Raw genomic sequence first — 13,995 nt, forward strand, 5'->3', positions numbered from 1 at the left:
TTCTGTAGCCGCTGTCGAGGAACGGGGTGTGAGATCAGATCAAACCGGTTTCGTCGTCATCGATCAATTGGCTCAGGCCGCCCAATGATTCCCGTGCGCTGCTACGGTCTTTCAACTTTTCCTGCGCGGCGACCGGCAGGTCGGTCAGGTTGATCACGCCTTTCTGGATCAGCACCTGAATCAAGTCTTCCAGCACCCGGATCATCTCCGAGTCGCTGTGCTTGAGCTGCTTGAGGCTCACCTCTGCTTTTTCGTCAGCGAACCAGGTCTGGATCTCAAGGTGATCGGACGGCAAGGTTCCCGTCGCCTCAGCGTACGGCGCTGTTTCTACGCGAATCAGCTCACCCTGTGCATCACGTTGCACGTAGAACATTGAACATCCCTCATGAGAAGAACTGGCAACAACCTGTCAGCAGCATAGGCCAACGGCGTGCATTTGGCCGTGAGTATGCCGTGCAACCGTGACCCCATGCCAGTGACGAGCGGCCTGAAATGAACCGGCCGCCTCAAGAGGCGGCCGGTGCAGGGGGTCAGCTTAGGTGTGATCGACCTTGATGGTCGGGTCGGCACCGCTGATCAACGAATTGATCGTCTGACCGGACCAGTTGTTACCCTCCAGCTTGATCGTGACATCCGCATTGGCCACACCGCCGGCTGCATTGAGCTTGCCTTCGGAGCTGATCTGCAGCGTCGTCACGTTATCCACCGTGGTTAACTTCAAGAAGTTGTCGATGGTGCCGTCGGTTTCGCCCTTGAGCAGATCGCGCAAGTCGATACGATCGCCTTCCGATGCTTTGAAGTCCTTGATCACATCGTTGCCGGTGTCACCGGCTTTCCAGATAAAGGTGTCGGCACCCGAGCCGCCGATCAGGATGTCATTGCCCTGGCCGCCGATCAGCGTGTCATTACCGGTACCGCCCAGCAGAATGTCATTACCCTTGCCGCCGTCCAGGTAGTCGCTGCCGCCCTGGCCGAACAGGATGTCATCGCCCGAGCCACCCAGCAGGGTGTCATTACCGTCTTTGGCACCCGAGGTGTCGAATTCGGTGTAGTGCTCGGTGATGTACTTGTGCACATCCTGGCCGGTAACGGCCGCTACTGCTACGCCATTTTTGCCGGCCACGTAGGTCTGGATCGCGTTGTAACCCTCGCCTTGAATGCCCGGGAAGCTCACCAGGTCGCCGAACAGAATGTCGTTGCCGTCACCGCCATCGACACGGTCGGCACCCGGCAGGGTGGCCTCGCTGTGGCCGAGGATGGCATTGGCCAGGTCCTTCGGATCGATGTTGGCTTGTGGCTTGCCGTCGCTGTCGTACGGTTTCAACTGGTCCAGGCTGACGCCGCTGTTCAGGCCGATAGCTTCGACGCCGCCAGTGGATAAACCGCTGAGCAGTGCAAACGCGGAGCCGGAGTTGCTGGTGGTAGAACCATCGGTGGAGAAACCAGTACCGCCAAGGTTAGACAACTCATAGGTGCCATCCCCTTGGGCATGGACGGTTCCCGGACTGTAGCTGGTCCAGCCGAAGTTGTAGGTCCAGACGGTTACTTTCCCGCTGGCATCAATGTCAATTTGGTGATTGTTGTCGGGTCTGGTGCTGAATGCGCTACCCAAGGTGTAGTTGCTGCTGGTGACGACATCATCCAGTTTTACGCTGCCATACAAGGTCGGGTTGGTCTGCTCGCCGGATTGGTAGTACGTCGGCTGGCCATCGGTGATGAAGTACGTTGTGTTGATTGCGCCGCTGTTGCCTTTCGCCTGGGCACTGTTGAAGAAGTTGGCCGTGGCCTTGAACACATCTTCGTAGTTGGTCCCGCCGCCCGACACCATCGAGTTCAGGACGCCCTGCAGGGCCGTCAGGGCGCCAGGGTCCTTCAGGTTGACCGAAATCGTCTGGTTGACCTGGGTATCGAAGTCCGCCAGGAAGATATTCACGGTACCCGAAGTGCTGGAGCCTATGCTGTCTTGCAGCGATTTGAACACGGTGGTCAACGAGTCTTTCGCCGCCTTCACCGAAGCCGCACTCATACTGCCAGAGGTGTCCACCATGAACGCGATGTTGTAGTTCTTGCCCTGGACCACGTTCAGGCCGGCCACGTCGGCGACGACGATGTCGTTGCCACCGGTGCCAACAACGTTGTCATCGCCCGAGCTGCCCATCGACGGCGTATAGGTGCCTGGGTAGATTTTGACCGGGATCGTGGCCGTGCTACTAGCCGAACCGCCCAGGCTTTCAGTCGAGGTGGACGTGACCGTCAGATTGAACGTGCCATTGTAATAAGGCGGTGGCTTGATCGCGAGGTTGGCAAGGTCCCAACCCAATACGTTTACTTCGCCGTTGCTAGCGGTTGCGGTGAATGTATGGCCCGCACCATCGGTGAGCACCGAGCCCGCCGGAACGCCACTAATCTTCACGGCCAGAGATTCAGAACCATCAGTGTCGGTCAGTGCAGTGACCACCTTGGACAGGTGGACATTGCTGTTTTCCAGACCCTCGTTAGGTTTGTAGGCCGTGTAGTACCCATCACCATTGCTGCCAGTGAACTCGGACAGGTTGACCCCCGCGTTGATCAGGTCCTGGCGGTCGGTGTAGAGCGGCACGCCACCGCTACTTAGATCGATAGCCGCAGCGCCGTTGACTGACAGGTTTACATCATAGCTACCGGGGCCTGACTGGTTGGAGTGGTAGACATCTATGGTGTAGTAGCCGCTGGTGGTCGGTACGAACGTACCGTTCAACGCACCGCCCGCACCCCAAGTGGTGGTCGCTACGTCCTTGCCTCCGATGTTCACGACCAGGCTGTCATCTCCAGTACCGGTGAACTTGTAGGACTTGCCGGCTTCCAGGTAAATCAGGCCAGAGGTTTTCGAGCCGGTGCCCAGAGCCACATTGCCGGTGGACTGAACGTTGGTCTCTACTGTCGTGCTGTTTGGCGTACCGGCATTAGCGATGGCCGCTTTGAGTTGGTCAGCGGAAACACCGTTGCCATCAGTCCCCAGCCCTTTGAGATTGGTCCAGGTTTCTTTGATCAGGCCAATGGAGGGCGGGGTCGCTTGGGAGTTGTCGGTGGTTAGCGTTGGTTTGTCGGCAACCGGCGTGATGTCGACTTTCATCGTGGCGGTGTTGCCCAGATCCTTGCCATCGGTTGGCTGGAACTTGAACTGTGCGTAGTCCGCCTGCTTGTTGCCCACGCCCGTGCCACCGTAGCCATCGACACCGGATTCGTTGGCGTTCGGCGTGAAGCGCAACTGGCCGCCGTCGATCTGCGCCTTGGTGAAGGTCTGGCCGGCGGTCACGTTGCTCCAGGTGACGCCATCCGCTGCGAGGAACTGCAGCTTTCCGGCAACCGGCAGCTCGGTGATTTTCACCCCAAGGCTGGCTTGTGGAGAGTCCACATCAGTGACACCGAAGTTGGACCAGGTCAGGGCCAGCGGGGTGTCTTCCGTACCAGTGACAGCGCTGCCGGTGGCAACCGGTGGATCGTTGACGGCTACCACGTTGACCGTGGTGGTTGCCACGTTGGAGTAGTTGCCGCCATCGGTCACGGTCACGGTGATGGTCCGTGGCGTGGTGCTCGGGTCGTGGCTGCTGTTGGTGAACGTGATGTTCTTGATCTGCTGCGTGTAGTCAGCCAGTGACGCCGTGCCGGTCAGGGTCAGGGTGATCTTGCCGGTGGCAGGGTCCGTGGCCGAGGTCACGGTGATGCCGGCGACGTTTGTGAAGTTCAGCGAGTCGCCCTGTTGGGTGTTGGTCAGGACCACGGTGGCGCCGGTCAGCTGAGTGCTGTCCGGGTCGGTGATCTTGATGTCGGTGTCAGCAATCGACACCCCTGTGCCGCCTTCGGTGAACGTGGTCTTGAAGTTGGCACCCGTTGCACCGCTGGAGTCGTTGGCGTCCAGGTCGATGACCGGTGGCGCGTCATTGTCGATGATCGACGTGGTGACGCTGCCGTTGGTACCGCTGATCGCCAGGTTCTCGAAGTTGCCACCGGTGGTCTTGTCGATGGTGATCACGAAGTTTTCCGTAAGCTCGGTCAACTTGTCATCGATGGTCTTGATATCGAACGTCGCGCTGCTGGAACCCGCCGGGATCTTCACGGTGTACACGCCGGTGAAGTCCGAACCGTCGGTGGCCGTGCCGCTGTACTTGAGGGTCACAGTGACGTCGGTGGCCGCCGGGTTGGTCAGGTTCAGCGTGTAGTGGGCGGTCTGGCCCTCGTTGACCGACGTATCACCCGCGATGCTGATCACGGTGTTGTTCACCACGTCCGTCACCTTGGTGACCACCGGGGTGCCGACCACAATCAGGTTCTCGTACTTGTCGCCGCCGCTGATCACGTTGGTGATCTTGGCCGACACATCGTTGGCGCCGACGTAGACGTCATTGGGTGCCGTGACATTGACGGTGCTGCTGGTCTTGCCATTGCCGATGGTAATGCTCGAGCCGTTATCCAGCTTGACCACCAGATCGGAGCCGACGTTGGTCACGGCGACGCCGTTCTTGTCCACGAGGCTGGCGGTGTAGGTGATCTGGCCACCCTCGGCAACGCTGTTGGTGGCGGTCAGTACAACCTTCACATCGTCGATGGTGTCGTTGATGGTAGTGGTGGCGCCATCGCCAGCCACAACCAGCTTCTCGAAGTTACCGCCCGTGGTATCGGTGATCTTGACGGTCTGGGTGCTCTTGTCGATGAACACGTCATCGCCTGGAGCGGCCACAGTGACCGAGCCAACCGTTTCACCTTGTTTGATGGTGATGCTCGAGCCGTTATCCAGCTTGATCGTCATGTCAGTGCCGGCCTTGTTGTTCAAGGTGGCGGTGTAGGTGATCTGGCCACCTTCGTTAACGGCGCTAGGCGCAGTCAGCGTGACGGTAGTGGTGTCGGTGGTGCCCGGCGTGTCGGTCACGGTGGTGGTGACCGGGGTTTTGCCCGGGACCAGGTTCTCGTAATGTGCGCCGTCGGCTACGTTGGTGATAGCGGTGGTGACGGTCTGGTTACCGGCGTAGACGTCGTTTGGCGCCACAACCGAAACGGTACCGCTGGACTGGTTCACACCGATGGTGATGGTTTGGCCGTTGTCCAGGGTCACGGTCAACGGGGTGGTGATGTTGGTCACCGCCGCGCCGTTTTTATCCACAAGGCTGGCGGTGTAGACGATGTTGCCGCCTTCGCCGACGGTAGTGGTGGCCGTCAGCACTACGTCGACCTTGTCGATGGTGTCGTTGATAACGGTGGTTGCGCCGTCGCCAGCGACTTCCAGTTTCTCGAAGTTGCCACCAGCGGTATCAGTGATCTTGACGGTCTGAGTGCTCTTGTCGATGAACACGTCATCACCTGGGGCGGCGACGGTGATCGAACCTACGGTTTCACCTTGTTTGATGGTGATGGTGGAACCGTTGTCGAGTTTCAGGGTGACGTCGGTACCCGCTTTATTGGAAAGCGTGGCGGTGTAAGTGATCTGGCCACCTTCGTTGACGGCGCTAGGCGCAGTCAGCGTGACGGTGGTGGTATCGGTGGTGCCCGGCGTGTCGGTCACGGTGGTGGTGACCGGGGTTTTGCCCGGGACCAGGTTCTCGTAATGTGCGCCGCCGGCTACGTTGGTGATAGCGGTGGTGACGGTCTGGTTACCGGCGTAGACGTCGTTTGGCGCCACAACCGAAACGGTACCGCTGGACTGGTTCACACCGATGGTGATGGTTTGGCCGTTGTCCAAGGTCACGGTCAACGGGGTGGTGATGTTGGTCACCGCCGCGCCGTTTTTATCCACAAGGCTGGCGGTGTAGACGATGTTGCCGCCTTCGCCGACGGTAGTGGTGGCCGTCAGGACGATATCGACCTTGTCGATGGTGTCGTTGATAACGGTGGTCGCGCCGTCGCCAGCGACTTCCAGTTTCTCGAAGTTGCCACCAGCGGTATCAGTGATCTTGACGGTCTGAGTGCTCTTGTCGATGAACACGTCATCACCCGGAGCCGCGACAGTGATCGAGCCTACGGTTTCACCTTGTTTGATGGTGATGGTCGAACCGTTGTCGAGTTTCAGGGTGACGTCAGTCCCGGCCTTGTTGCTCAAAGTCGCGGTATAGGTGATCTGGCCACCTTCGCTGACTTCCGATGGAGCCGTCAGGGTTACGGTGGTGGTGTTATCGGTACCCGGTGTATCCGTCACGGTGGTAGTGACCGGCGTTTTGCCGGGCACCAGATTTTCGAAATGCTCGCCGCCGGCTACGTTGGTGATGGCCGTGGTAACGGTTTGATCGCCTTTGTAAACGTCATCCGGCGCTACAACCGAAACGGTGCCGCTGGACTGGTTTACACCGATGGTGATGGTCTGGCCGTTATCCAGGGTCACGGTCAGCGGGTTGGTGATGTTGGTCACCGCCGCGCCGTTTTTATCCACAAGGCTGGCGGTGTAAACGATCTGGCCGCCTTCGCCCACGGTGGTGGTGGCCGTCAGGACGATATCGACCTTGTCGATGGTGTCGTTGATGGCGGTAGTTGCACCATCGCCAGTCACTTCCAGTTTCTCGAAGTTACCGCCAGCGGTGTCGGTGATCTTGACGGTCTGGGTGCTCTTGTCGATGAACACGTCATCACCCGGAGCCGCGACAGTGATCGAGCCTACGGTTTCACCTTGTTTGATGGTGATGGTCGAACCGTTATCGAGTTTCAGGGTGACGTCAGTCCCGGCCTTGTTGCTCAAAGTCGCGGTATAGGTGATCTGGCCACCTTCGCTAACTTCCGATGGAGCCGTCAGGGTTACGGTGGTGGTGTTATCGGTACCCGGTGTATCTGTCACGGTGGTAGTGACCGGCGTTGTGCCCGGCACCAGATTCTCAAAGTGCTCGCCGCCGGCTACCTTGGTGATGGCCGTGGTGACAGTCTGATCACCTTTGTACACATCGTCCGGCGCTACAACCGAGACGGTACCGCTCGATTGGTTCACACCGATGGTGATGGTCTGGCCGTTATCCAGGGTCACGGTCAGCGGGTTGGTGATGTTGGTCACCGCTGCGCCGTTCTTATCCACAAGGCTGGCGGTGTAAACGATCTGTCCGCCTTCGCCCACGGTGGTGGTGGCCGTCAGGACGATATCGACCTTGTCGATGGTGTCGTTGATGGCGGTAGTTGCGCCATCGCCAGCCACTTCCAGTTTCTCGAAGTTACCGCCAGCGGTGTCGGTGATCTTGACGGTCTGAGTGCTCTTGTCGATGAACACGTCATCGCCTGGAGCCGCGACGGTCACGGAACCCGCGGTTTCGCCGGCCTTGATGGTGATGGTCGAGCCGTTGTCGAGTTTCAGGGTGACGTCAGTCCCAGCCTTGTTGCTCAAAGTCGCGGTATAGGTGATCTGGCCACCTTCGCTGACTTCCGAGGGAGCCGTCAGAGTCACGGTGGTGGTGTTATCGGTACCCGGTGTGTCAGTCACGGTGGTAGTGACCGGTGCGGTACCGGGCACCAGGTTTTCGAAATGCTCGCCGCCGGTCACGCCTTTGATAGCGGTGGTGACGGTCTGGTCGCCTTTGTACACATCATCTGGAGCTACAACCGAAACGGTGCCGCTCGATTGGTTCACACCGATGGTGATGGTCTGGCCGTTATCCAGGGTCACGGTCAGCGGGTTGGTGATGTTGGTCACCGCTGCGCCGTTCTTATCCACAAGGCTGGCGGTGTAAACGATCTGTCCGCCTTCGCCCACGGTGGTGGTCGCCGTCAGGACGATATCGACCTTGTCGATGGTGTCGTTGATGGCGGTAGTTGCGCCGTCGCCAGCGACTTCCAGTTTTTCGAAGTTGCCGCCAGCGGTATCAGTGATCTTGACGGTCTGAGTGCTCTTGTCGATGAACACGTCATCGCCTGGAGCCGCGACGGTCACCGAGCCAACGGTTTCACCTTGTTTGATGGTGATGGTCGAACCGTTGTCGAGCTTCAGCGTGACGTCAGTACCCGCTTTATTGGAAAGCGTAGCGGTATAGGTGATCTGGCCACCTTCGCTGACTTCCGATGGAGCCGTCAGGGTTACGGTGGTGGTGTTATCGGTGCCCGGGGTATCCGTCACGGTGGTAGTGACCGGCGTTTTGCCGGGCACCAGATTTTCGAAATGCTCGCCGCCGGCTACATTGGTGATGGCCGTGGTGACGGTCTGATCGCCTTTGTACACATCGTCCGGCGCTACAACCGAAACGGTGCCGCTGGACTGATTTACACCGATGGTGATGGTCTGGCCATTATCCAGCGTGACAGTCAGCGGATTGGTGATGTTAGTCACCGCATTACCCGCTTTGTCGACCAAGGAGGCGGTGTAAACGATGTTGCCACCTTCGCCCACGGTAGTGGTGGCCGTCAGGACGATATCGACCTTGTCGATGGTGTCGTTGATGCTCGTGGTTGCGCCGTCACCTGTTACAACGAGCTTCTCGAAGTTACCGCCGGTGGTGTCGGTGATCTTGACGGTTTGAGTGCTCTTGTCGATGAACACGTCGTCGCCAGGCGCCGCAACGATCACGGAACCCACGGTTTCGCCAGCCTTGATGGTGATGGTCGAGCCGTTATCCAGCTTCAGCGTGACGTCGGTGCCCGCTTTGTTGGAAAGCGTGGCGGTGTAAGTAATCTGACCACCTTCGTTGACGGCATCAGGCGCGGTCAGTGTGACAGTGGTGGTGTTTTCAGTGCCTGGAGTATCCGTGACGGTGGTGCTGACCGGTACGGTACCGGGCACCAGGTTTTCGAAGTGCTCACCACCGGTTACGCCTTTGATGGCGGTAGTGACAGTTTGATCGCCTTTGTAAACGTCATCCGGCGCTACAACCGAAACGGTGCCGCTGGACTGGTTTACACCGATGGTGATGGTCTGGCCGTTATCCAAGGTCACGGTCAGCGGGTTGGTGATGTTGGTCACCGCCGCGCCGTTTTTATCCACAAGGCTGGCGGTGTAAACGATCTGGCCGCCTTCGCCCACGGTGGTGGTGGCCGTCAGGACGATATCGACCTTGTCGATGGTGTCGTTGATGGCGGTAGTTGCGCCATCGCCAGCCACTTCCAGTTTCTCGAAGTTACCGCCAGCGGTGTCGGTGATCTTGACGGTCTGGGTGCTCTTGTCGATGAACACATCATCGCCTGGCGCCGCAACAGTCACGGACCCCGCGGTTTCGCCGGCCTTGATGGTGATGGTCGAACCGTTATCGAGTTTCAGGGTGACGTCAGTCCCAGCCTTGTTGCTCAAAGTCGCGGTATAGGTGATCTGGCCACCTTCACTGACTTCCGATGGAGCCGTCAGGGTTACGGTGGTGGTGTTATCGGTACCCGGTGTATCTATCACGGTGGTAGTGACCGGCGTTGTGCCCGGCACCAGATTCTCAAAGTGCTCGCCGCCGGCTACCTTGGTGATGGCCGTGGTGACAGTCTGATCACCTTTGTACACATCGTCCGGCGCTACAACCGAGACGGTACCGCTCGATTGGTTCACACCGATGGTGATGGTCTGGCCGTTATCCAAGGTCACGGTCAACGGATTAGTGATGTTGGTCACCGCCGCGCCGTTTTTATCCACAAGGCTGGCGGTGTAAACGATCTGGCCGCCTTCGCCCACGGTGGTGGTCGCCGTCAGGACGATATCGACCTTGTCGATGGTGTCGTTGATGGCGGTAGTTGCGCCGTCGCCAGCGACTTCCAGTTTCTCGAAGTTACCGCCAGCGGTGTCGGTGATCTTGACGGTCTGGGTGCTCTTGTCGATGAACACATCATCGCCTGGCGCCGCAACAGTCACGGAACCCGCGGTTTCGCCGGCCTTGATGGTGATGGTCGAGCCGTTATCCAGCTTCAGCGTGACGTCAGTGCCCGCTTTGTTGGAAAGCGTAGCGGTATAGGTGATCTGACCACCCTCACTAACCTCCGACGGGGCCGTCAGGGTCACAGTCGTGGTGTTATCGGTGCCCGGTGTGTCAGTCACGGTGGTAGTGACGGGCGTTTTGCCGGGCACCAGATTTTCGAAATGCTCGCCGCCGGCTACGTTGGTGATGGCCGTGGTGACGGTCTGATCGCCTTTGTACACATCGTCCGGCGCTACAACCGAAACGGTGCCGCTGGACTGATTTACACCGATGGTGATGGTCTGGCCATTATCCAGCGTGACAGTCAGCGGATTGGTGATGTTAGTCACCGCATTACCCGTTTTGTCGACCAAGGACGCGGTGTAAACGATGTTTCCGCCTTCGCCTACGGTGGTAGTCGCGGTCAGCACCACGTCCACTTTGTCGATAGTGTCGTTGATGGCGGTGGTCGCGCCGTCGCCAGCCACTTCCAGTTTTTCGAAGTTGCCACCGGTGGTGTCGGTGATCTTGACGGTCTGAGTGCTCTTGTCGATGAACACGTCATCGCCTGGGGCGGCGACGGTGATCGAACCTACGGTTTCACCCTGCTTGATGGTGATGGTGGAGCCGTTGTCCAGCTTCAGCGTCACATCAGTACCGGCCTTGTTGCTCAAGGTTGCGGTGTAGGTGATCTGGCCACCCTCGCTAACTTCCGACGGAGCCGTCAGGGTCACAGTCGTAGTGTTATCGGTACCCGGAGTATCGGTCACGGTGGTAGTGACCGGCGTTGTGCCTGGCACCAGGTTTTCGAAATGCTCGCCGCCGACTACCTTCGTGATGGCCGTGGTGACGGTTTGATCGCCTTTGTACACATCATCTGGAGCCACAACCGAAACGGTGCCGCTCGATTGGTTTACACCGATGGTGATGGTCTGGCCGTTATCCAAGGTCACGGTCAACGGATTAGTGATGTTGGTCACCGCCGCGCCGTTTTTATCCACAAGGCTGGCGGTGTAAACGATCTGGCCGCCTTCGCCCACGGTGGTGGTCGCCGTCAGGACGATATCGACCTTGTCGATGGTGTCGTTGATGGCGGTAGTTGCGCCATCGCCGGCCACTTCCAGTTTCTCGAAGTTACCGCCAGCGGTGTCGGTGATCTTGACGGTCTGAGTGCTCTTGTCGATGAACACGTCATCGCCTGGAGCGGCCACGGTGACCGAGCCTGCGGTTTCGCCGGCCTTGATGGTGATGGTGGAGCCGTTGTCCAGCTTCAGCGTCACATCAGTCCCGGCCTTGTTGCTCAAGGTCGCGGTATAGGTGATCTGGCCACCTTCGTTAACTTCAGACGGAGCCGTCAGGGTCACGGTGGTGGTGTTATCGGTACCCGGAGTATCGGTCACGGTGGTAGTGACCGGTGCGGTGCCTGGAACCAGATTTTCAAAGTGCTCGCCGCCGGTCACGCCCTTGATGGCGGTGGTAACGGTTTGGTCGCCTTTGTACACATCATCCGGCGCCACAACCGAGACAGTGCCGCTCGACTGGTTCACGCCAATAGTGATGGTCTGGCCGTTGTCCAAGGTCACGGTCAGGGGGTTGGTGATGTTGGTAACAGCATTACCTGCCTTGTCGACCAAGGAGGCGGTGTAAACGATGTTGCCGCCTTCGCCCACGGTGGTGGTCGCGGTCAGCACCACGTCCACTTTGTCGATAGTGTCGTTGATGGCGGTAGTTGCGCCGTCGCCAGCGACTTCCAGTTTCTCGAAGTTGCCACCAGCGGTATCAGTGATCTTGACGGTCTGGGTGCTCTTGTCGATGAACACGTCATCGCCTGGAGCGGCCACGGTGACCGAGCCAACAGTCTCACCCTGCTTAATGGTGATGGTCGAACCGTTATCCAGCTTCAGCGTGACGTCGGTACTCGCTTTGTTGGAAAGCGTAGCGGTATAGGTGATCTGGCCACCTTCGCTGACTTCCGAGGGAGCCGTCAGGGTTACGGTGGTGGTGTTATCGGTGCCCGGGGTATCCGTCACGGTAGTGGTGACGGGCGTGGTCCCCGGAACCAGACTTTCAAAGTGCTCGCCGCCGGCTACCTTGGTGATGGCCGTGGTGACAGTCTGATCGCCTTTGTACACATCATCTGGAGCCACAACCGAAACGGTGCCGCTCGATTGGTTTACACCGATGGTGATGGTCTGGCCGTTATCCAAGGTCACGGTCAACGGATTAGTGACGTTGGTCACCGCCGCGCCGTTTTTATCCACAAGGCTGGCGGTGTAGACGATCTGGCCACCTTCGCCCACGGTGGTGGTCGCGGTCAGCACCACATCCACTTTGTCGATGGTGTCGTTGATGGTGGTAGTCGCACCGTTGCCGGCCACGACGAGGTTCTCGAAGTTACCGCCAGCGGTGTCGGTGATCTTGACGGTCTGGGTGCTCTTGTCGATGAACACGTCATCACCAGGCGCCGCAACGGTCACGGAGCCCACGGTTTCGCCAGCCTTGATGGTGATGGTCGAACCGTTATCCAGCTTCAGCGTGACGTCAGTGCCCGCCTTGTTAGAGAGCGTGGCGGTGTAGGTAATCTGGCCGCCTTCGCTGACATCACCCGGCGCGGTCAGCGTTACGGTGGTGGTGTCGACCGAGTCGGTAATGGTCGTGACGGCTGGCGTGGTGCTGGGTACCAGGTTCTCGAAGTTGCCGCCGGTTGTCCCGGTGATGCTCGTGGTCACCGTGCTGCCGTTGACATAGACGTCGTTCGCAGGGGTATCGACCACGACCGTGCCGACCGACTCGCCGGCCTTGATGGTGATCACCGAGCCATTGGACAGGGTCACGGTCACCGGCGTTTGCGCGGGGTTGGTCAGCGTCGCGGTGTAGGTGATCTGGCCGCCTTCGGTGACGGTGTCGGTGGCGGTGAGGCTCAGCCCGGTGTTGTCGACCGAATCGGTAATGGTGGTAACGGCTGGCGTCGGGTTCGGCACCAGGTTCTCAAAGTTGCCGCCAGTGGCCGTGGTAATCGTGGTGGTGACGGTGCTGCCATTGTTGTAGACGTCATTGGCCGGCGTATTGACCACCACGGTACCCGTGGACTTGCCCGCCTCAATGTTAATCACCGAGCCATTGCTCAAGGTGACAGTCACCGGCGTTTGCGCCGGGTTGGTCAGGGTGGCGGTGTACGTGATCTGGCCACCTTCGGTTACCGTCTCGGCCGCGGTCAGGGTCACGGTGGTGGTGTCGATGGTGTCGGTAATCTGGGTCACGGCTGGCGTCGGGTCGACGGTCAGTACCAGGTTGGTGCCGCCGGTGGTGCCGGTGACGGTGACGGTAATCTGGCTTGGGTCGATGTACGGGCTGTCGTTGGGCGCCAGCGGAACATTGACGGAACCGGTCAATTGGCCGGCCGGGATAGTGATCACCGAACCGTTGGACAGGGTGACGTTCAGGTCGGTGCTGGAGGCCCGGGTAACGGTGGCGGTGTAAGTCAGTACGCCGCCGGCTTCGGTGATGGTCGGGGTTGCGCCCAGGGTCAGGGTCGACGCCTGTTGTGTCAGGCCGCCATTGCCGTTCGCTTGCGCGCCGGCGAGTTGGTTCAGAGCTGAAGTGGCGAAGCCCAGGCCCGCCGTTGGAAAGCCAATCACCGGAGCGACGCTACCCGCGGTTGCATCAAGGACTACAAAGCTGTGGCCGCCACCGGCTGCACCGCCGACACCGGCCGCGTTTGCACCGGCCGCCGTGGCTTCCAGGTCGGTCGTCGGGTCGACGCCCGCAGCGATGGCTTGCTGCAGTTCGGCAACCGACGGTGCTGCTTGCGCAGTCGCTTGAGCCAGGTCGACGCTGGAGTCGGGTGTGTCAGCACTCCATTGTGTGTCACGACCCAGGTCCAGGATGCGGCCGTCGGCCAGCTCAAGGCTGACGGCGCCCGACATACCCGTGTCTACCTGATCGCCTGCGAACAGCCGATCACCTTCAACGAGTACGCGGCGGGCGCCTTCCGGAGAAATAACAAAAACCTGGCCTACAACGCTTTTGGCAATAGCAACTACGCTGCTCATTGAAGATTTCTCCGGCGATCCGCTCGCTGACTTCCATAGGCCTGACCGCGAGTTGGCTATCAGGTTGGAGGTGTTTTGAATATTGACGTATGAATCGTCAATAATTTGGCTTCATTCTTAGGGGAATAACTTTATGC

At 59.2% G+C, this 13,995-nt stretch carries 2 protein-coding genes; both read right to left on the bottom strand.

Annotated elements, in window-relative coordinates; genetic code table 11:
• Positions 1-34: 34 nt before the first annotated feature.
• On the bottom strand, positions 35-373 hold the full coding sequence (locus tag J7E41_RS26635; protein ID WP_214997233.1) for a tryptophan synthase subunit beta: 339 nt from the start codon (positions 371-373) through the stop codon (positions 35-37).
• A gap of 162 nt (positions 374-535) precedes the next feature.
• Positions 536-13,858, bottom strand: a complete 13,323-nt coding sequence (locus J7E41_RS26640) for a retention module-containing protein (RefSeq protein WP_214997234.1) — start codon at positions 13,856-13,858, stop codon at positions 536-538.
• Between the last annotated feature and the right edge of the window lie 137 nt (positions 13,859-13,995).

It is taken from the genome of Pseudomonas fluorescens, from assembly GCF_018614655.1.
Classification (GTDB): domain Bacteria; phylum Pseudomonadota; class Gammaproteobacteria; order Pseudomonadales; family Pseudomonadaceae; genus Aquipseudomonas; species Aquipseudomonas fluorescens_BX.